The sequence below is a fragment of the Streptomyces sp. Tu 3180 genome, assembly GCF_009852415.1.
Classification (GTDB): domain Bacteria; phylum Actinomycetota; class Actinomycetes; order Streptomycetales; family Streptomycetaceae; genus Streptomyces.
Window position 1 is genome coordinate 6,061,849 of sequence record NZ_WOXS01000002.1, and the last position, 20,463, is coordinate 6,082,311.

A 20,463-nucleotide genomic window follows, 5' to 3' on the forward strand; every position below is an offset into this window, starting at 1 on the left:
GGGAGCCGTCGCCTGGGGCGGCACCCACCGGTGCTTTCCCAGGTCCTGCGGACAGGGGAGGCCCCACGCCGGGGCGAGGAGGGCGGGCCATGGTGCAGAAGGCCAAGATCCTCCTGGTCGATGACCGGCCGGAGAATCTGCTGGCGCTGGAGGCGATCCTCTCGGCGCTCGATCAGACGCTGGTGCGGGCATCGTCCGGGGAGGAAGCGCTCAAAGCGCTGCTGACGGACGATTTCGCGGTCATTCTGCTGGACGTCCAGATGCCGGGCATGGACGGTTTCGAGACCGCCGCGCACATCAAGCGGCGGGAGCGGACCCGGGACATCCCGATCATCTTCCTCACCGCGATCAACCACGGCCCGCACCACACGTTCCGCGGCTATGCGGCGGGTGCGGTGGACTACATCTCCAAGCCGTTCGACCCGTGGGTGCTGCGGGCGAAGGTCTCGGTGTTCGTCGAGCTGTACATGAAGAACTGCCAGCTGCGGGAGCAGGCGGCGCTGCTGCGGCTCCAGTTGGAGGGCGGCGAGAAGGACACGGGCGAGCCGAAGGAGTCGGTGGGCCTGCTCGCCGAGCTCTCGGCACGGCTCGCGGCCGTCGAGGAGCAGGCCGAGGCGCTCACCAAGCAGCTCAACGACGAGTCGACCGACGCGGCCGCGGTGGCCACGGCGGCACATCTGGAGCGCAAGCTCACGGGGTTGCGGCGGGCGCTGGACGCGCTGGAGCCGGGCACCGGCAGCGCGTCGTCGGTGTCCTCGCAGAACTGATCCCGGACGCAAGGGCCTTGTCCTGCCCCGGGGCGGGGCCCGGGCGTGAGGGTGTGTCAATTCCGCGGGCCCCGCGTCTCCTCCGCGTCCGTCCGCGGCCCCCGGTGTCAGCTTCGCGCCTCGATGAGGGCGACACGAACGGGTGAAGCGTCCGCCACGCGTGTCCCCTGCCTCCTCCACCGGTAACCTCACACCCATGGCCTCACGTCCCTCCGCAGCCAAGAAGCCGCCCGCGAAGAAGGCGGCCGCTTCCGTGAAGGCTCCGGCGAAGAAGGCCGCCGCCAAGAGGACCCCACCGAAGAAGGCTCCCGCCAAGAGGGCTCCCGGCGGGAAGGCGGTGGCGAAGAAGCCCGCGCCCGCACCGAGCCCGACCGGAGGCGTCTACCGCCTCGTGCGCGCCCTGTGGCTGGGCCTGGCGCACGCCGTCGGCGCCGTCTTCCGCGGCATGGGGCAGGGCGCCAGGAACCTCGACCCCGCGCACCGCAAGGACGGTCTGGCGCTGCTGCTGCTCGGCATCGCGCTGATCGTCGCCGCGGGCACCTGGGCCGACCTCGAGGGGCCGGTCGGCGATCTCGTGGAGATCCTGGTCACCGGCGCCTTCGGCCGGCTGGACCTGCTCGTGCCGATCCTGGTCGCGGTCATCGCCGTGCGCCTGATCCGGCACCCGGAGAAGCCGGAGGCCAACGGCCGGATCGTCATCGGTCTGTCCGCGCTCGTCATCGGCGTGCTCGGCCAGATCCACATCGCCTGCGGCTCGCCCGCCCGCGGCGACGGCATGCAGGCCATAAGGGACGCCGGCGGCCTCATCGGCTGGGGCGCGGCCACTCCGCTGTCGGCCACCATGACCGACGTGCTCGCCGTGCCGCTGCTGGTGCTGCTCACGGTCTTCGGTCTGCTGGTCGTCACGGCCACTCCGGTGAACGCCATTCCGCAGCGGCTGCGGCTGCTCGGCGTGCGGCTCGGGCTCGTCCACGAGCCCGGGCCGGAGGAGTTCGGCGAGGACGACGAGCGCTACGAGGAGCAGTGGCGCGAGGCGCTGCCCCCGAGCCGCCGCAGGCGGCAGCCCGCACCCCCGGAGTACGACCCGGACGGCCCGGACGACGCGGAGCAGGAGGCGCTGTCCCGGCGCCGCGGCCGGCCCCGCAGGTCCGCGGTGCCGCAGCCCGACGCGCAGCGGCCCATGGACGCCGTGGACGTGGCCGCCGCCGCGGCCGCCGCGCTCGACGGCGCCGTCCTGCACGGGATGCCGCCCTCCCCGGTCGTCGCCGACCTGACCCAGGGCGTGCGCGTCGGGGACCGCGAGCCGACCACGCCGGTGCCGGCCGCCCGCCCCCGGCCGGAACAGCCGAAGGCGGACGCGCCGAAACAGGACAGGCCCGGGGCCGGCGTCCCGGACCTGACGAAGGCCCCGCCCTCCGAGCCCCGGGACCTGCCCCCGCGCGCCGAGCAGCTCCAGCTGTCGGGCGACATCACCTACGCCCTGCCCTCGCTCGACCTGCTCACCCGGGGCGGTCCCGGCAAGGCGCGCAGTGCGGCCAACGACGCCGTCGTCGCGTCGCTCACCACGGTCTTCACCGAGTTCAAGGTCGACGCGCGGGTCACCGGTTTCACCCGCGGGCCGACGGTCACGCGCTACGAGGTCGAGCTCGGCCCCGCCGTGAAGGTGGAGCGGATCACCGCGCTGACCAAGAACATCGCGTACGCCGTCGCCAGCCCGGACGTGCGGATCATCAGCCCGATCCCCGGCAAGTCCGCCGTCGGCATCGAGATCCCCAACACCGACCGGGAGATGGTCAACCTCGGTGACGTGCTGCGGCTGGCGGAGTCCGCCGAGGACGACGACCCGATGCTGGTCGCCTTCGGCAAGGACGTCGAGGGCGGCTACGTCATGCACTCGCTGGCGAAGATGCCGCACATGCTGGTCGCCGGCGCCACCGGCTCCGGCAAGTCGTCCTGCATCAACTGCCTGATCACGTCGGTCATGATGCGGGCGACCCCGGAGGACGTCCGGATGATCCTGGTCGACCCCAAGCGCGTCGAGCTCACCGCCTACGAGGGCATCCCGCACCTGATCACGCCGATCATCACCAACCCCAAGCGGGCCGCCGAGGCGCTGCAGTGGGTCGTGCGCGAGATGGACCTGCGCTACGACGACCTGGCCGCCTACGGCTACCGGCACATCGACGACTTCAACCGCGCGGTGCGCGAGGGCAAGGTGAAACCGCCCGAGGGCAGCGAGCGCGAGCTCCAGCCGTACCCGTACCTGCTGGTGATCGTGGACGAGCTGGCCGACCTGATGATGGTCGCCCCGCGCGACGTCGAGGACGCCATCGTGCGCATCACGCAGCTCGCGCGGGCGGCCGGGATCCACCTGGTGCTCGCCACCCAGCGGCCGTCGGTCGACGTCGTCACCGGTCTGATCAAGGCGAACGTGCCCTCCCGGCTCGCGTTCGCCACCTCCTCGCTCGCCGACTCGCGCGTCATCCTCGACCAGCCCGGTGCCGAGAAGCTGATCGGGAAGGGCGACGGGCTGTTCCTGCCGATGGGGGCGAACAAACCGACCCGTATGCAGGGCGCGTTCGTGACCGAGGAGGAGGTCGCGGCCGTCGTCCGGCACTGCAAGGACCAGATGGCGCCCGTCTTCCGGGACGACGTGGTCGTCGGGAGCAAGCAGAAGAAGGAGATCGACGAGGACATCGGCGACGACCTCGACCTGCTGTGCCAGGCGGCCGAGCTGGTCGTCTCCACCCAGTTCGGGTCCACGTCCATGCTCCAGCGCAAGCTGCGCGTGGGCTTCGCCAAGGCCGGCCGGCTGATGGACCTGATGGAGTCCCGGAACATCGTCGGACCGAGCGAGGGTTCGAAGGCTCGTGACGTTCTTGTGAAGCCTGATGACCTGGACGGCGTGCTCGCGCTGATCCGGGGGGAGTCTGAAGGGTAGGCGGACGGGACGCGGTTGTCGCCCCGGGACATCCGGGTGGCCGATCGTGACCCACCCGTAAGAGAACCGTGGGCAACCGTTTCCCCTCGGCGTACGTCAAGTTGAGGGAAGCGACAAACAGCAGGTCCACCATCGGGACGTCGGGCCATTCCGATGGCGTACAAAGTCCTACCGCCCGGTTGCCCCACCCTTTTGCACCCCCCCTAGACTGAACCTCCAGCACAGGCGGCTACACGCTCGAAAGGCGCCCCCGTGTCCATCGGCAACTCCCCTGAAGACGAGCGTCCGTTCGAAGACGTTTCCGAGGAAGCCCGCCCCTCCGTCGGCCGTGCGCTGCAGCAGGCGCGCATCGCCGCCGGGCTCACCGTCGACGACGTCAGTACCGCCACCCGGGTCCGTATCGCCATCGTGCGCGCCATCGAGGCGGACGACTTCGCGCCCTGCGGCGGCGACGTCTACGCGCGCGGGCACATCCGGACCCTGGCCAAGGCCGTGCGCCTCGACCCGGCCCCGCTGATCGCCCAGTACGAGGCCGAGCACGGCGGCGGCCGCCCGGCCCCGACCCCGGCCGCGCCCCTCTTCGAGGCGGAACGCATCCGTCCGGAGCGGCGCGGACCCAACTGGACCGCGGCCATGGTCGCCGCGATCGTCGTGGTGATCGGTTTCGTCGGGTTCACGATGGTCAAGGGCGGTGACGACGGCGGCAAGGAGAACGTCGCCGACGGCACCGCGCCCACCAAGTCCGCCTCGCCGACGCCCAAGTCCAAGAAGCCCGTCGTCCCCGAGCCGGAGCCCTCGGACAGCGCCATCGCCGCCGCGCCGCAGGACAAGGTGACGGTCCGGGTGAGCGCCGCCGACGGGCGCAGCTGGATCTCGGCCAAGGACCACAACGGCCGGCTGCTGTTCGACGGTCTCCTCAAGCAGGGCGAGTCCAAGACCTTCCAGGACAGTTCGAAGATCAACCTGGTGCTCGGCGACGCCGGCGCGATCGAGCTGTTCGTGAACGGCAAGAAGATCGAGGACGATTTCCAGCCGGGGGCCGTCGAGCGCCTCACCTACACCAAGGGCGACCCGCAGGCCGGATAAACGGTCCCAGGCGGTGCATCGGCGACGGGGTTGGCCAAGATCGGCCAACCCCGTCGACGTGGGCCCTCGGCGGGACGAAGTAGTCTTGAGCCCATGCCTGAACGCCGTACCGTCGCACTCGTCACCCTTGGCTGCGCCCGTAACGAGGTGGACTCGGAGGAGCTCGCAGGCCGTTTGGAGGCGGACGGCTGGCAGCTCGTCGAGGACGCCGCCGACGCGGACGTCGCCGTCGTGAACACCTGTGGCTTCGTCGAGGCCGCCAAGAAGGACTCGGTCGACGCCCTCCTGGAGGCCAACGACCTCAAGGGACATGGAAGAACGCAGGCCGTCGTGGCGGTGGGCTGCATGGCCGAGAGGTACGGCAAGGAACTCGCCGAGGCCCTCCCCGAGGCCGACGGCGTGCTCGGCTTCGACGACTACACCGACATCTCGGACCGGCTCCAGACCATCCTGAGCGGCGGCGTCCACGCCTCCCACACCCCGCGCGACCGGCGCAAGCTGCTGCCCGTCAGCCCGGTGGAGCGGCAGACGGCGGGCGCGTCCGTCGCGCTGCCCGGCCACGGCCCGGCGGACCTGCCGGAGGGCCTCGCCCCGGCCTCCGGGCCCCGGGCGCCCCTGCGCCGCCGGCTGGACGGCTCCCCGGTCGCCTCGGTGAAGCTCGCCTCGGGCTGCGACCGCCGCTGCTCCTTCTGCGCCATCCCGTCCTTCCGCGGCTCCTTCATCTCACGCCGGCCCAGCGACGTGCTGAACGAGACGCGGTGGCTGGCCGAACAGGGCGTGAAGGAGATCATGCTGGTCTCCGAGAACAACACCTCCTACGGCAAGGACCTCGGCGACATCCGCCTGCTGGAGTCCCTGCTGCCCGAGCTCGCCGAGGTCGACGGCCTCGAGCGGGTGCGCGTCAGCTACCTCCAGCCGGCCGAGATGCGGCCCGGCCTGATCGACGTGCTGACCTCCACCCCGAAGGTCGCCCCGTACTTCGACCTGTCCTTCCAGCACTCCGCGCCCGACGTGCTGCGCGCGATGCGCCGCTTCGGCGACACCGACCGCTTCCTGGAGCTGCTCGACACCATCCGGAGCAAGGCGCCGCAGGCCGGTGTGCGCTCCAACTTCATCGTCGGCTTCCCCGGCGAGTCCGAGGCCGACCTCGCCGAGCTGGAGCGGTTCCTGAACCACGCGCGGCTGGACGCCATCGGCGTCTTCGGCTACTCCGACGAGGAGGGCACGGAGGCGGCGACCTACGACACCAAGCTGGACGAGGACGTCGTCGCCGAGCGGCTGGCCCGTGTCTCCCGGCTGGCCGAGGAACTCGTCTCGCAGCGCGCCGAGGAGCGGGTCGGCGAGACCGTGCACGTGCTGGTGGAGTCCGTGGACGAGGAGGAGGGCGTCCACGGCCGGGCGGCGCACCAGGCCCCCGAGACGGACGGGCAGGTGCTGCTCACGAGCGGCGAGGGTGTGAGCGTCGGCCGTATGGTCGAGGCGAAGGTGGTCGGTACGGAAGGTGTCGACCTGGTGGCCGAGCCGCTCTTCCAGGGCTCGCTCGCGCGCAGTGAGGAGGCGGGCAGATGACGGGTGTCCCGGCATCGGCGGCGGGAGGCCCCTCCGGCGCGAGGAGGGCGGCGGCGAACGCGGCCCCCGGAGGCGTCCCGGGGGCGGCCGGTCGCACGGCCGCGCGGGAGGCCCGCGGTGCGGCTCCCGGGCCGCCCGGGGGTGTCCCGGGGGCGGACGGGCTGTCCGGCCGCGGTTCGGGCGGGAAGAACCCGCCCGGCGACGAGGTCTCCCGGGGCGCGGCTTCCGGAGACGTCCTCGACGCCGGGGACGGCGCGAAACCGCCGCGCGGCGGGAAGATCGCGGCGGCGGCCGTCAACCAGGCCAGCGTCTGGAACATCGCCAACCTGCTGACCATGCTGCGGCTGCTGCTCGTACCGGCCTTCGTCGCGCTGATGCTCGCCGACGGCGGATACGACCCGGCGTGGCGGTCGCTCGCCTGGGCGGCCTTCGCCATCGCCATGATCACCGACCTGTTCGACGGCCATCTGGCGCGCACCTACAACCTCGTCACCGACTTCGGGAAGATCGCCGACCCCATCGCCGACAAGGCGATCATGGGAGCGGCGCTGGTCTGTCTCTCGGCGCTGGGCGATCTTCCCTGGTGGGTCACCGGGGTCATCCTCGGCCGGGAACTCGGCATCACGCTGCTGCGTTTCCTGGTCATTCGCTACGGCGTGATCCCGGCCAGCCGTGGGGGCAAGCTCAAGACCCTCACCCAGGGGGTGGCCGTCGGCATGTACGTGCTGGCACTCACCGGGTGGCTGGCCACGCTGCGGTGGTGGGTGATGGCCGCGGCGGTGGTGCTGACCGTGGTGACCGGACTCGACTATGTGAAACAGGCCATTGTGCTCCGCAGGCGGGGAATCGCCGAGCGCAGGGCGGCGTTGGAGGAGATGGAAGCGTGAGTTCCAGGGCCACCGAGGTGGTGCGACTACTCACCGTGAACGGCGGGACGCTCGCTGTCGCCGAGTCGCTGACCGGTGGTCTGGTGGCGGCGGAGATCACCTCCGTCCCCGGGGCCTCCAAGGTCTTCCGGGGCTCGGTGACGGCGTACGCCACCGAGCTGAAGCACCGGCTGCTCGGCGTGGACGCCACTCTGCTGGCTCAGCGCGGAGCGGTGGATCCGCAGGTGGCGGCCCAGATGGCGGCCGGTGTCCGCAAGGCGCTGGGTGCCGACTGGGGCATCGCGACCACCGGCGTCGCCGGCCCGGACCCCCAGGACGGGCAGGCCGTCGGGACGGTTTTCGTGGCCGTGGACGGCCCCTCCGGGACGGGTTCCGGTTCCGCCCGCGGCGGAAAAGTGGGGCACCTGCGGTTGAACGGCGACCGCGCGGAAATTCGTATGGAGAGTGTACGCAGCGTACTCGCGCTGCTCCTCGAGGAGCTTGCGGGCGAACAGACCGGGAATGAGCGGGCACAGGATACGGAACGGAACGGGGGGTTTTGATGTTTGCAGCCCTGAGTGAACACGACATCGCTCCCCGCACGGCCGCGGCGCAAGGCGGTACGGTGGGGCGTAATGGATGCGGCTACGCGGTCCGAGGAGGGAGCCACCGATGATTCTGCTCCGTCGCCTGCTGGGTGACGTGCTGCGTCGGCAGCGCCAACGCCAGGGCCGTACTCTGCGCGAAGTCTCCTCGTCCGCCCGAGTCTCACTCGGCTATCTCTCCGAGGTGGAGCGGGGGCAGAAGGAGGCTTCCTCCGAACTGCTCTCCGCCATCTGCGACGCGCTGGACGTACGGATGTCCGAGCTCATGCGGGAAGTGAGCGACGAGCTCGCCCTCGCGGAGCTGGCCCAGTCTGCTGCAGCGACCCCCAGCGAGCCCGTACCCACGTCGGTCCGTCCGATGCTGGGTTCCGTCTCGGTGACCGGCGTGCCACCGGAACGGGTCACCATCAAGGCGCCCGCCGAGGCGGTGGACGTCGTCGCCGCGTGACGCGTGTTCTTCGCACGCGCGGTGTGAAGGTGTGATGTGAGAGGCCCCGGTCAGGGCTCCTCCGGAGGGATCCGGAGGGGTGCCGCCGGGGTTTTCGCATGCGCGGGGCGCCCCGTGTGCGTTTGCCGGTGCGGCGCGCGGCGGTCATCGTTGAGGGACGAGGCGGGGGACGGCCACGGAGGTGCGGATGTACGTCGTGAAGAGCCCGTTGTCCGACGTGAACCTGAAGACGGTGTCCGAGGCGCTGCAGGGCGCCCTGGTGGACCTGGTGGACCTCGCCCTGGTCGCGAAGCAGATCCACTGGAACGTGGTCGGGCAGCGCTTCCGTTCCGTGCACCTCCAGCTCGACGAGGTCGTGACCCTCGCGCGCACGCACTCCGACACCGTGGCGGAGCGCGCCGCGGCACTGGGCGTCTCGCCCGACGGGCGCGCCGCGACGGTGGCCGTCGGCAGCGGGATCGGGGTGACGCCCGAGGGCTGGGTCGACGACACGGCCGCGGTGGGAGCGCTCGTGGAGGCGCTGGGCGCGGTGATCGCCCGCATGCGCGAGCGGATCACGGCGACCGGGGAGGCGGATCCGGTGACCCAGGACATCCTCATCACGGTCACGGCGGGTCTGGAGAAGCAGCACTGGATGTTCCAGGCCGAGAACGGGTGACGTGGCCCTGGAGGGCCGCGAGGCCCTCGCCGAGGCGCAGGGGGAGCACGGTGCGCGCGGTGCGCCCGTGTGCCGTCCACGCGCCCTGCACACGGGCCCCAGCCGTCTCGTAACCTCCGGCGGGAGGCCTCACGGCGTCCGGGCGGGGAGGTGGGGGCCATGACGGGACGGGCGGTGCGCCTGGGGGCCGTGCTGGGGCTCGGGGCGCTGTGGTGGTGGGCCGTGGCACGGCTGCTGCTGGTGCCCGGCGCCGGTGCGCTGGAGGGGGCGGTCGTGGCCGGCGGATGGGGGCTCAGCCTGCTGCCGGTGCACTGCGTGCCCAAGGGCCGGGCGGAAGGGGTACTGGCCGCCGGACGGTGGCGGCGGGCCTGGCGCGCGGGCACCGACCCCGCGGCGGCGGTCACCACGGAGACGCCGCGTCCCGGTTCCGACGGGGGAGCCGGCCGGCGATGAGGGCCGCGGTGTCGCAGGCCGGGGCACCGGGCGGTGGCGCGTGCTCCAGTCGATCCGTGACCGGTGGCCGGTGACCGGTGACCGGTGACCGGTGGCGAAGGCGGTGCGGCCGGTGAGGCCGTACGGGGCGGGGCGGAGATCCCTGCGAGCGGACCTGTCCGGGATCGTCGGCCCGAGCCGGATGCGGGTTCGGCGGTGCGGTGGGGCCAGCGGTGCGGCGGGCCGGCCGCCTAGGGCACGGCGGTGCGGCGTGACCGGATCGGTGCGGGGGCCGGGCCCGGCTGGCAGGTGGGGCACCAGTAGGTGGGGCGCTCGCGGGAGCCGTCGCCCTGCTCGGCGAGACGGACCGGAGTACGGCAGCGCAGGCAGGGGCGGGACGCGCGGCCGTACACGAACAGGTCCTGGCCGCGGAGGCCCGTCGTGTTGCGGACCGGGCGCTCGCGGTTGAACTCCAGCAGCTGCTTGGCGAGCCCGGGCAGCTTCGCGGCGCGCTCGGCGGGCAGTTCGCCCACGGGGAGCCAGGGGGTGACGCCGAGCAGGAAGCAGAGCTCGCTCTTGAAGACGTTGCCGACGCCGGCGAGGTTGCGCTGGTCCAGCAGGGCCTCGCCGAGGGGACGGGCCGGGTCCTTCAGGAGGTTGGCCAGCGCCCGGTCCGGGTCCCAGTCCGGGCCGAGGAGATCGGGTCCGAGCCGGCCGACCGCGCGGTCCTCGTCGCGGGTGCGCAGGAGTTCCAGGACGGGGAGCCGGTAGCCGACGGCCGTGCGGTCGGCGGTGCCGAGGATCGCGCGGATCTGGTGGGCAGGGCCGCCGTTCCAGCGCTGCCCGTCCGCGTACACCCTCCAGGAGCCGTCCATCCGCAGGTGCGAGTGCAGGGTCAGGCCGCCCTCGACGCGCGTGAGCAGGTGCTTGCCGCGCGGGGTGACGTCCAGGACGGTCCGGCCGGTGAGGTCCGCCGTGGCGTACCTGGGCACCCGCAGGTCGCTGCGGGTCAGCACGCTGCCCGCGAGGGCGTCGTGCAGTCGCCGTGCGGCCTGCCAGACCGTGTCTCCTTCGGGCATGTGTCAAGGGTGACACGTCGGACCGGCCGCGGTGCTCGGGGCGGCCGGGAGCCGACGGCCGGGGCGGGACCGGGCCGGGGGACCGGATCCGGTCAGGCGCGCAGGCGCAGGCCGCGCGGCGTGGCGACGAAGCCCGCGGCCTCCAGGAGGGTGCCGAGGGGGGACGTCAGCGCGGAGGCGCCGTTGACGCGCTCCACCGTGACCGTGCCGAGGGAGCCCGCGCGGGCGGCTGCCGCGAGGGCCTCGGCCGCCGCCGGGAGGCGCGGGTCGCCGGCGGGTTCGCCGTCGAGGTCGGCGGGCCAGGCCAGCAGCGTCTTTCCGCCGCGTTCCATGTAGAGCGTCAGCTCGCCGTCGACGAGCACCACCAGGGAGCCCGCCTTGCGGCCCGGCTTGTGCCCCGCGCCGGTCGGCGGCTCGGGCCAGGCCAGGGCGGCACCGTACGCGCTGGCCGGGTCGGCGGCGGCGAGGACGACGGCCCGGGAGGCGGCGGTCCGGCCGGCAGGACGGCCCGTGAAGGGGTCGTACGACGCCCGCCCGCCGTTCCACCAGGGCGGCGGGGCCTGCGGGGCGATGTCGCGGGGGGAGACGTAGTCACCCGGCGAGGGACTCGGGGAGAGGGCGTCGCCGGAACCGGGGAAGCCGTCGTGGCCGGAGGCGGTCTCGTGGGCGCCGTCGGTGCGGGAGGCGAAGCCGTGGGCGGCGAACGGACCGGAGCCGCCGTCGAACGGGCCGGGGGCCCCGCCGCCGGCGGCGCCGGGGAGGGGCGGGGCCTCGCCCCGCTCACGGGCGTTCGCCACCGCGCGGAGGCGGTCCACCGCACCGTCCATCGCGAACTGGGCGGCGCCCAGCCCCTCCACCACGTAGCCGCGGCGGGCCTGACCCGTCTCCTCGAAGGCGGACAGGACCCGGTACATCGCCGAGAAGCCGCCCTCGACGCCCTCCGCGGAGACGGCGCCCCGGGTCACCACGCCGTGCCGGTCGAGCAGGGTGCGGGCCAGCGCGTGCGCGCGGACCGTCGGATCGGTCTCCTGGTCCGGGAGCAGGGACCAGCGGCCGGCGACGGTCGGCGGGCCGGTGCGGGAGGCGGTGCGGGCGGCCGCCGTGAGCGAGCCGTAGCGCCCGCGCGGGACCGAGCGCTTCGCGCGGTGGGCCGTGGAGCCCGCGGTGCGGCCCGAGCCCAGCAGGGAGCGCAGGGGGGCGAGCGTGTCGTTGGTCAGCCGCCCCGACCAGGCGAGGTCCCAGAGGGCGTCGGACAGTTGCGGATCGGTGGCCTCGGGGTGGGTGGTCGCGCGGACCTGGTCGGCGATCTGGCGGAAGAACAGGCCGTAGCCGCCGGACAGGGCGTCCAGGACGGACCGGTGGAGGGCGGTCGGCTCCAAGGGGTGCGGGGGCGGCAGGAGCAGCGGCGCCGCGTCCGCCAGGTACAGGGAGACCCAGCCGTCCTTCCCCGGCAGCGAGCCGGCGCCGGCCCACACCACCTCCCCGGCGGCGGTCAGCTCGTCCAGCATCGCGGGGGTGTAGTCCACCACCCGGGACGGCAGGACCAGCTTCTCCAGGGCGGACGCGGGTACGGGCGCGCCCTGCAACTGCTCGATGGCGCGCACCAGGCCGTCGACGCCGCGCAGCGCGTGTCCCTTGCCGATGTGCTGCCACTGGGGGAGGAACTGGGCGAGCGCGGCCGGCGGGACCGGCTCCAGTTCGTGCCGCAGGGCGGCCAGGGAACGGCGCCGCAGCCGGCGCAGCACGGCCGCGTCGCACCACTCCTGCCCGATGCCGGCCGGGTGGAACTCGCCCTGGACGATCCTGCCCGCCGCCGCGAGCCGCTGGAGGGCGCCCTCGGTGACCGCCACCCCCAGTCCGAAGCGGGCCGCCGCCGTGGCCGACGTGAACGGGCCGTGGGTGCGCGCGTACCGCGCGAGGAGGTCGCCGAGGGGGTCCTTGACGGGTTCGGTGAACGCCTCCGGCACGCCGACCGGCAGCGCCGTGCCCAGCGCGTCGCGCAGCCGCCCGGCGTCCTCGACCGCCGCCCAGTGGTCGGCGCCGGCGATCCGCACCCGGATGGCGCGCCGCGCGGAGGCCAGTTCCCGCGCCCACTGCGGCTCGGCGCCCCGCTCGGCCAGCTCGGCCTCGGTGAGCGGCCCGAGCAGCCGCAGCAGGTCGGCCACGCCCTCCGCGTCCTTGACGCGCCGGTCCTCGGTGAGCCACTGCAGTTCGCGCTCCAGCTCGGTCAGCACCTCCGCGTCGAGCAGCTCGCGCAGTTCCGCCTGGCCGAGCAACTCGGCCAGCAGCCGCGAGTCGAGGGAGAGGGCGGCGGCGCGGCGCTCGGCGAGCGGGGAGTCGCCCTCGTAGAGGAACTGGGCGACGTACCCGAAGAGGAGGGAGCGGGCGAAGGGGGACGGCTCGGGGGTGGTGACCTCGACGAGCCGCACCTTGCGCGACTCCAGGTCGCCCATCAGCTCGATCAGTCCGGGGACGTCGAAGACGTCCTGGAGACATTCGCGGACCGCCTCCAGGACGATCGGGAACGAGCCGAACTCGCCCGCCACCTGGAGCAGCTGGGAGGCGCGCTGGCGCTGCTGCCACAGCGGGGTGCGCCTGCCGGGACTGCGGCGCGGCAGCAGCAGCGCGCGGGCGGCGCACTCCCGGAACCGGGACGCGAACAGCGCCGAGCCGCCCACCTGGTCGGTGACGACCCGGTCGACCTCGCCCTTGTCGAAGACGACGTCCGCCGCGCCCACGGGGGCCCGGTCCGCGTCGTACTCGGCGCCGGCCTGCACCGGCTCCTGGTCGAGCAGGTCCAGGCCCATCAGGTCGGCGTCCGGCAGGCGCAGCACGATGCCGTCGTCGGCGTGCATCACCTGGGCGTCCATGCCGTACCGCTCGGAGAGCCGGGCGCCGAGCGCGAGCGCCCACGGGGCGTGCACCTGGGCGCCGAAGGGTGAGTGCACGACGACCCGCCAGTCGCCGAGCTCGTCGCGGAAGCGCTCCACGACGATCGTGCGGTCGTCCGGGACGTGGCCGCAGGCCTCGCGCTGCTCGGCGAGGTAGGACAGGACGTTGTCCGCGGCCCAGGCGTCCAGCCCCGCCGCGAGGAGCCGCAGGCGGGCGTCCTCCTCGGAGAGCGAGCCGACCTCGCGCAGGAAGGCGCCCACCGCGCGGCCCAGCTCCAGCGGGCGGCCCAGCTGATCGCCCTTCCAGAACGGCAGCCGGCCCGGCACCCCCGGCGCCGGGGAGACCAGGACGCGGTCGCGCGTGATGTCCTCGATGCGCCAGGAACTGGTGCCGAGCGTGAAGACGTCGCCCACGCGGGACTCGTACACCATCTCCTCGTCGAGCTCGCCGACCCGTCCGCCGCCCTTCTTGGGGTCGGCGCCCGCGAGGAACACCCCGAACAGGCCCCGGTCGGGGATCGTGCCCCCGGAGGTGACGGCGAGGCGCTGGGCCCCCGGACGGCCGGTGATCGCGCCCGTGACCCGGTCCCACACCACGCGCGGACGCAGCTCCGCGAAGGCGTCGGACGGGTACCGGCCGGCGAGCATGTCCAGGACGCCCGTGAAGGCGGACTCGGGCAGCGAGGCGAAGGGCGCGGCCCGGCGGACCGTGGCGAGCAGGTCGTCGAACTGCCAGGTGTCCATGGCCGTCATCGCGACCAGTTGCTGGGCCAGGACGTCCAGGGGGTTGGCGGGGACCTTCAGGGACTCGATGGCGCCCGCGCGCATCCGCTCGGTGACCACGGCCGCCTGCACGAGGTCGCCCCGGTACTTCGGGAACACCACGCCCGTGGAGACCGCGCCCACCTGGTGCCCCGCGCGGCCGACGCGCTGGAGACCGGAGGCCACGGACGGCGGCGACTCGACCTGGACCACCAGGTCGACGGCGCCCATGTCGATGCCCAGCTCCAGGCTGGAGGTGGCGACCACCGCGGGCAGCCGGCCCGCCTTGAGGTCCTCCTCCACCAGGGCGCGCTGCTCCTTGGACACCGAACCGTGGTGGGCGCGGGCGATGACCGCGGGCGCGCCCTGGGCCGCCCCGGAACCGCCCATCAGCTCGGCGGGGGAGTGGTGCTCGTCCAGGGGCTCGCCGGTGGCCCGCTCGTAGGCGATCTCGTTGAGCCGGTTGCACAGGCGCTCGGCGAGGCGCCGGGAGTTCGCGAACACGATCGTCGAGCGGTGGGACTGGACCAGGTCGGTGATCCGCTCCTCGACGTGCGGCCAGATCGACGGGCGTTCGGCGCCCTCCGAGCCGTCGGCGACCGGGGAGCCGCCCAGCTCTCCCAGGTCCTCGACCGGCACCACGACGGAGAGGTCGAACTCCTTGCCCGACTCCGGCTGGACGATCTCCACCTTCCGGCGGGGGGAGAGGAAGCGGGCGACCTCGTCGACCGGGCGGACGGTCGCCGAGAGGCCGATGCGGCGGGCCGGCCCGGGCAGCAGTTCGTCCAGCCGCTCGAGGGACAGCGCGAGGTGCGCCCCGCGCTTGGTGCCGGCGACCGCGTGCACCTCGTCCAGGATCACCGTCTCCACGCCCGTCAGCGCGTCGCGCGCGGCCGACGTCAGCATCAGGAACAGCGACTCGGGGGTGGTGATCAGGATGTCCGGCGGGCGGGTGGGCAGGGCGCGGCGCTCGGCGGGCGGGGTGTCGCCGGAGCGGATCCCGACCTTCACCTCCGGCTCGGGCAGGCCCAGGCGCACGGACTCCTGCCGGATGCCGGTCAGCGGGCTGCGGAGGTTGCGCTCGACGTCGACGGCCAGGGCCTTGAGGGGGGAGACGTACAGGACGCGGCAGCGTTTCCTCGGGTCGGCGGGCGGGGGCGTGGAGGCCAGCTGGTCCAGGGCCGCGAGGAAGGCGGCCAGGGTCTTCCCGGAACCGGTGGGGGCGACCACCAGCACGTCCGAGCCCTCCCGGATGGCCCGCCACGCGCCGGCCTGGGCGGCGGTGGGCGCGGAGAAAGCCCCCGTGAACCAGCCGCGGGTCGCGGGGGAGAAGCCGTCCAGTGCGCGGTGCGGATCACTGACCATGCGTCCATCGTGCACCCGGGGACTGACAGCGGGGCCGAGCCGGGGGACGGGGCGCCGTCCGCCCTTCGGTCCGGGAGGCCGGGGCAGGGGCAGAGGCCGGGGCCGGGGCCGGGGCCGCGTGACAATGGCCGTATGGCGGAATCGGGCGGGGAGCGCGCGCGGCACTGGCAGTACGCCGAACTGCCCGGTGTCGATCTGTTGCGCGCCCGGTACATACGGAAGACGTTCGCACGGCACACCCACGAGCACTTCGTGATCGCCGCCATCGCCGACGGGGTGGAGGTCTTCCACCACGGCGGGGGCGACCAGTACGCGGGCGCCGGGGCCCTCGCGCTGGTGAACCCGGACACCCCGCACACCGGGCGGGCGGGTGTCCCCGAGGGATGGCGGTACGGGGCGGTGTACCCGTCACCGGAGGTGGTGGCCGCGATCGCCGCCGAGACCACCACGCTGCGCGGCACGCCGGGTTTCGTGTCGCCGGTGCTCGACGACCCCTACACGGTCCGCCTCGTGCACCAGGTGCTGCGGGCCACCGACGAGGGCAACGCGCTCGCCGCCGACACCCTGCTCCGGGTCGCCGTGACCCGGCTGCTGCGGCTGAACGGCGGGGCGCTGCCGCGCCGGCAGGTGCGGACGGGCGGCGCCCGGACCGCGGCACGCGCGCGTGCCCTGCTGGAGGCGCGGATGGCCGCACCGCCGACGCTGGAGCAGCTGGCCGGTGAGCTGGGCACCAGCCCGTTCGCCCTGCTGCGCGCCTTCCGGGACGCCTACGGGATGCCACCGCACACCTGGCTCACCGACGCGCGGGTACGGCGGGCGCGGCGGCTGCTGGACGCGGGGACGGCGCCGTCGGAGGCGGCCGTCGCGGTCGGGTTCACCGACCAGCCGCACCTGAACCGGCACTTCGCCCGGATCGTCGGCGTGCCCCCGGGCGCGTACCAGCGCGAGCGCAAGAACGTACAAGACGCGCGGCGCGGCCCACTCGTACCGTCCGGGGCGTGGCAACGGAACAGACAACTCTCACAGACGTCCGGGACGCCGGGGGAGGAAAACCGGACGGCGCCGTCGTACGGGACGCCCTCGGGGTCGGGATCGCCGTCGGACTCTCCGGGTTCGCCTTCGGCGTGACCTCGGCCGGCAGCGGACTCACCCTGCTCCAGACCTGTGTGCTCAGCCTGCTGGTGTTCACCGGCGCGTCGCAGTTCGCACTGGTGGGGGCGCTGGCGGCCGGCGGAGGCCCGTTCACGGCCGCCGCGGGGGCGCTCTTCCTCGGGGTGCGCAACGCGTTCTACGGGCTGCGTCTGTCGCAGGTGCTGGCCCTCCCGCGCACGGTGCGGCCGTTCGCCGCCCAGTGGGTCATCGACGAGACGGCCGCCGTCTCGCTCGCCCAGCCCGACCGGCGCAGCGCGCGCGTCGGGTTCGTGGTGACCGGGCTCAGCCTGTACCTCCTGTGGAACCTCACGACGCTGCTCGGCGCGCTGGGCGCCGAGGCCATCGGGGACACCGACGCGTGGGGCCTGGACGCGGCCGGTCCCGCGGTCTTCCTGGCGCTGCTCGCGCCGATGCTGCGGACCGGAACCGAGCGCACCGTCGCCGGGCTCGCCGTTCTCCTGGGGCTCGGTCTGCTGCCCGTCCTGCCCGCCGGCGTGCCGGTCCTGGTGGCCGCCCTCGCGGCACCGGCCGTCCTGTGGGCGCGGGGCCGCCGGGAGAGCACACCGCGCGCTGACGTACCGGAGGGGGACCGTTGAACATCTGGATCGCGATCGGCGTGACCGCCCTCGGCTGCTACGCCGTCAAACTGGCCGGGCTGATGGTGCCCGCCGGAGTCCTCGAGCGGCCCCTCGTCAGGCGGCTCGCCGCGCTGCTGCCGGTCGCCCTGCTCGCCGCCCTGACGGCTCAGCAGACCTTCGCCGACGGCCGGGCGCTGGTGCTGGACGCGCGGGCGGCGGGGGTGGCGGCCGCCGCGGTGGCGCTGGCGCTGCGCGCTCCGTTCCTGGTTGTCGTCGGGGCGGCCGTGATCGTCACGGCGGGGGTGCGCGCCCTGGGCGGATGAGGCGGTCACGGGCCGCCCCCGGCGGCGCTGTGGGAGGGCCCGCGTCCGGACCCGGAGGCGGGCCGGGCGGTGTCCTCCCGGTCCTCGGGGCGTGCGGCCCGCATGCTGCGAGGACCGGATCCGCCGGCCTCGCGGTCAGCCGACGGGGCGGCCGTACGCCTCCAGCGTGCGCAGGGCCTCGATCGTCACCACGGGGCGGGCCTCCAGCGCGGGGGCCGGGGCCCACCGGCGCCAGCGGATGGGCCAGCCGCCGTCCTCCTGCTGCTCGGCCGCGAGGAAGTCGAGGGACCGGGCCATCTCCCCGTCGGTGAACCACGCGCGCGCGAGTGAGCGCGGTGTTCTCGCGTAGTCGTGCGGGAAGTGGTGCTCGCCCGGGGCGTAACCGGGCGCGACCGGGTACGCGCCGAGGTCGTCCGGGTCGAGCGCCGCGAGCCGCTGCCTCCGCACCAGGCGGCCCAGCCGCTCGGCGGCGGCCTGCGCGCGCGGGCGGTCGGGGACCCGGTCCAGGAAGGCCACGGCGGCCCGGACCTCGTACGGATGGGACCTCTCCAGCGACTCGACGGCCCGCCAGCAGAAGTCCGTGGCCCGGAACAGCCAGGCGTGCCACACCTCGTTGCGGTGCAGCAGGCCCACCACCGGCCCGGTGGCCAGCAACTGGCCGGGCGGGTCGTCCACGACCGGCGCGAAGGGTGCCGTCGGGTAGCCGCGCTGACTGGGGTGGATCGCCGGAAGCGCGCCGTCCGCCGTCGAGACGGACGTCAGGTAGCGGCACACCCGCTCCGCGCGCCGTCCGTCGCACCGCCCCACGGCGTCCAGCACGTCCAGGGCGCGGGCGGTGTGCAGCGGCTGGCTGACCGGACCGCGCAGGTCGGGTTCCAGACCGTGGCCGTACCCGCCGTCCTCGTTGCGGTAGGCCTCCAGCGCCGTCTCCACCGGGTCGGCGGCGCCGCCCCGGAAGAGGTGGGCGAAGAGGCGCTGTTCGAGCACACGCGCGGTGAGCCAGACGAACCGCTCCGCCCGCGCGAGCGGGCCGTCGTGCGCCGGGGGTGTCGGGGGCGAAGGGGCAGCTCCGGGATCGGCCATGGGACCGACCGTAGGGCGGAAAGCGGTCCCAGGGGGCTCCCCGGCCCGGGGCCACCCCCGCACGCGGGATACTGGGGCCATGCGGTTGACGGTCTTCTGGGAGCGGATGGCGGAGCACTTCGGCTCCGGGTACGCCGACACCTTCGCGCGCGACCACGTCATGTCGGAGCTCGGCGGGCGCACCGTGCACGAGGCGCTGGCGGCCGGCTGGGACGCCAAGGACGTCTGGCAGGTGGTCTGCGCGGTGATGGGCGTCCCCCCGGAAAAGCGCTGATCGTCACAGAGATCGACCGGGGGCGGACGGCCGGCGGGGGCGTGGGCCAGACTTGCTCCGTGGCACCCACTGATGAAACCGGGCAGGCAGCCCTGCACACCTCCACGCCGGGCACCCCGCCGCCCGCCGGTCCTCCGGCGGACCCGGTGGCCGGGCCGGGCAGCCGCATGCCGCGCTGGCTGCCGCGCGCCATGGTGCTCGCCCTCGCCCTGGTCGCCGTGTTCCAGCTGGGCAGCTGGGCCTTCCACCAGCTCACCGGCCTCCTGATCAACGTCCTCATCGCGTTCTTCCTGGCGCTCGCCGTCGAACCCGCGGTGAGCTGGATGGCCGCGCGCGGGGTGCGCCGGGGGCTGGGCACCTTCCTGGTCTTCCTGACGGTGCTGATCGCGGCGGCGGGTTTCGTCACGCTGCTCGGTTCCATGCTGGCGGGACAGATCATCAAGATCGTCGAGGACTTCCCGGACTACCTCGACTCCGTCATCAACTGGGTCAACACGCACTTCCACACCGAGCTGCGGCGGGTGGACATCCAGGAGGGCCTGCTGCGCTCCGACTGGCTGCGCAACTACGTGCAGAACAGCGCCACCGGTGTCCTGGACGTCTCCGCGCAGGTCCTCGGCGGTCTCTTCCAACTGCTGACCGTCGCCCTGTTCTCGTTCTACTTCGCCGCCGACGGCCCGCGGCTGCGGCGCACCATCTGCTCCGTCCTGCCGCCCGCCCGCCAGGCCGAGGTGCTGCGCGCGTGGGAGATCGCCGTGAACAAGACCGGCGGCTACCTGTACTCGCGGGGACTGATGGCGCTGGTCTCCGGCCTGGCGCACTACGTATTGCTGGAGATCCTCGAAGTGCCCTACGCGCCCGTGCTCGCGGTGTGGGTGGGCCTGGTGTCGCAGTTCATCCCCACCATCGGCACCTACCTCGCGGGCGCCCTGCCCATGCTGATCGCCTTCGCGGTCGACCCCTGGTACGCGCTGTGGGTGCTGGTCTTCGTGGTGATCTACCAGCAGTTCGAGAACTACGTGCTGCAGCCCAAGCTGACCTCCAAGACCGTCGACATCCACCCGGCGGTCGCCTTCGGCTCGGTCGTCGCGGGCACCGCACTGCTCGGCGCCGTCGGCGCGCTGATCGCCATCCCCGCGATCGCCACCCTCCAGGCGTTCCTCGGCGCTTACGTGAAGCGGTACGACGTCACGGACGACCCCCGTGTGCACGGCCACCGCAGTTCCGGCCGCGGGCCGGGGCTCATCACGCGCACCCGGCGCCTGTGGATCCGCCGGCCGGGGGCGCCGGGCGCCCGGGGCGAGGGCACCGGGGCCGGCTGACGGGGTGAGGGCACCGGGCCGACGACGGGGCGAGGCACCGGGGCCGGCTGACGGAGAGGTGGTGCCGTACCGCCCCCGGGAAGCCCGCGCGGCACTGCCCCGGGGGCCCGGAGCGTCTGTCGTCTCACGGTCCAGCCGCGTCCGGCGCCCTCCCGCCCGTGTGCCGGGGACACCGCGGCCGGGGGCGCGGGACCGCGGCGCCACGGGGGCCGCGGTGCTCCGCGGTGGTGCCGGACGGCGGCGCGAGTCCCGTGTGGCGCGC

General features: G+C 73.9%; 16 protein-coding genes and 1 pseudogene. 14 read left to right on the forward strand and 3 right to left on the reverse strand.

The features are described 5' to 3' along the window. The first annotated feature begins 89 nt into the window (after positions 1-89). The 9 genes from GL259_RS28155 (at position 90) to GL259_RS28195 (ending at position 9,393) form a co-directional block, all read left to right on the forward strand. A complete protein-coding gene (locus GL259_RS28155) occupies positions 90-767 on the forward strand; it encodes a response regulator (protein ID WP_159536092.1) in 678 nt (225 codons plus the stop codon). Positions 768-963: 196 nt separating this feature from the next. Then, on the forward strand, positions 964-3,708 hold the full coding sequence (locus GL259_RS28160; RefSeq protein ID WP_208026529.1) for a DNA translocase FtsK: 2,745 nt from the start codon (positions 964-966) through the stop codon (positions 3,706-3,708). A gap of 252 nt (positions 3,709-3,960) precedes the next feature. Further along, complete coding sequence (locus GL259_RS28165; protein ID WP_159536094.1) at positions 3,961-4,794, forward strand: helix-turn-helix domain-containing protein; 834 nt, start codon at positions 3,961-3,963, stop codon at positions 4,792-4,794. Positions 4,795-4,887: 93 nt separating this feature from the next. Continuing rightward, positions 4,888-6,363 (forward strand): 30S ribosomal protein S12 methylthiotransferase RimO, encoded by a 1,476-nt coding sequence (gene rimO, locus GL259_RS28170; protein ID WP_159536095.1) that lies wholly within the window; start codon positions 4,888-4,890, stop codon positions 6,361-6,363. Beyond that, positions 6,360-7,250, forward strand: a complete 891-nt coding sequence (pgsA, locus tag GL259_RS28175) for a CDP-diacylglycerol--glycerol-3-phosphate 3-phosphatidyltransferase (RefSeq protein WP_159536096.1) — start codon at positions 6,360-6,362, stop codon at positions 7,248-7,250. Before rimO ends, pgsA begins: the two co-directional genes overlap by 4 nt. Further along, positions 7,247-7,792: a CinA family protein gene (locus GL259_RS28180; RefSeq protein WP_159536097.1), complete on the forward strand. Its 546-nt coding sequence runs from the start codon at positions 7,247-7,249 to the stop codon at positions 7,790-7,792. The genes pgsA and GL259_RS28180 overlap by 4 nt, the downstream gene beginning before the upstream one ends. Before the next feature lie 109 nt (positions 7,793-7,901). Next, positions 7,902-8,282, forward strand: coding sequence for a helix-turn-helix transcriptional regulator (locus tag GL259_RS28185; protein ID WP_015657463.1), 381 nt, complete (start codon positions 7,902-7,904; stop codon positions 8,280-8,282). 187 nt (positions 8,283-8,469) lie between these two features. Continuing rightward, the gene (locus GL259_RS28190) at positions 8,470-8,940 is read left to right on the forward strand and encodes a DNA starvation/stationary phase protection protein (RefSeq protein WP_159536098.1); all 471 of its coding nucleotides are present in this window, start codon (positions 8,470-8,472) and stop codon (positions 8,938-8,940) included. A gap of 159 nt (positions 8,941-9,099) precedes the next feature. Further along, a complete protein-coding gene (locus GL259_RS28195; protein ID WP_159536099.1) occupies positions 9,100-9,393 on the forward strand; it encodes a hypothetical protein in 294 nt (97 codons plus the stop codon). A gap of 230 nt (positions 9,394-9,623) precedes the next feature. Here the strand turns inward: GL259_RS28195 and GL259_RS28200 are convergent, their stop codons facing one another. Then, positions 9,624-10,451 carry a DNA-formamidopyrimidine glycosylase family protein gene (locus tag GL259_RS28200; protein WP_159536100.1) on the reverse strand — a complete coding sequence of 276 codons (828 nt, stop codon included), beginning with the start codon at positions 10,449-10,451 and terminating at the stop codon, positions 9,624-9,626. A 92-nt stretch (positions 10,452-10,543) separates the two neighbouring features. Then, positions 10,544-15,469: an ATP-dependent helicase gene (locus GL259_RS28205; RefSeq protein ID WP_159536101.1), complete on the reverse strand. Its 4,926-nt coding sequence runs from the start codon at positions 15,467-15,469 to the stop codon at positions 10,544-10,546. Between the two features lie 132 nt (positions 15,470-15,601). Here GL259_RS28205 and GL259_RS28210 point away from each other — a divergent pair. From GL259_RS28210 to GL259_RS28220, 3 genes and pseudogenes are all read left to right on the forward strand, one after another. Next, positions 15,602-16,354, forward strand: a pseudogene (locus GL259_RS28210) (AraC family ligand binding domain-containing protein); the annotation flags it as partial. Between the two features lie 113 nt (positions 16,355-16,467). Continuing rightward, positions 16,468-17,217 (forward strand): AzlC family ABC transporter permease, encoded by a 750-nt coding sequence (locus GL259_RS28215; protein WP_159536102.1) that lies wholly within the window; start codon positions 16,468-16,470, stop codon positions 17,215-17,217. Then, positions 17,214-17,522: an AzlD domain-containing protein gene (locus GL259_RS28220; protein WP_159536103.1), complete on the forward strand. Its 309-nt coding sequence runs from the start codon at positions 17,214-17,216 to the stop codon at positions 17,520-17,522. The genes GL259_RS28215 and GL259_RS28220 overlap by 4 nt, the downstream gene beginning before the upstream one ends. Before the next feature lie 135 nt (positions 17,523-17,657). Here GL259_RS28220 and GL259_RS28225 read toward each other — a convergent pair whose 3' ends face one another. Further along, complete coding sequence (locus GL259_RS28225) at positions 17,658-18,605, reverse strand: hypothetical protein (RefSeq protein WP_159536104.1); 948 nt, start codon at positions 18,603-18,605, stop codon at positions 17,658-17,660. Positions 18,606-18,684: 79 nt separating this feature from the next. On the opposite strand from GL259_RS28225, the gene GL259_RS28230 reads away from it, so the two are divergent. Together GL259_RS28230 and GL259_RS28235 are read left to right on the forward strand one after the other, a co-directional pair. Next, positions 18,685-18,879, forward strand: coding sequence for a DUF3046 domain-containing protein (locus GL259_RS28230; RefSeq protein WP_159536105.1), 195 nt, complete (start codon positions 18,685-18,687; stop codon positions 18,877-18,879). A 59-nt stretch (positions 18,880-18,938) separates the two neighbouring features. Beyond that, positions 18,939-20,201: an AI-2E family transporter gene (locus GL259_RS28235; protein ID WP_208026530.1), complete on the forward strand. Its 1,263-nt coding sequence runs from the start codon at positions 18,939-18,941 to the stop codon at positions 20,199-20,201. Positions 20,202-20,463: the final 262 nt, after the last annotated feature.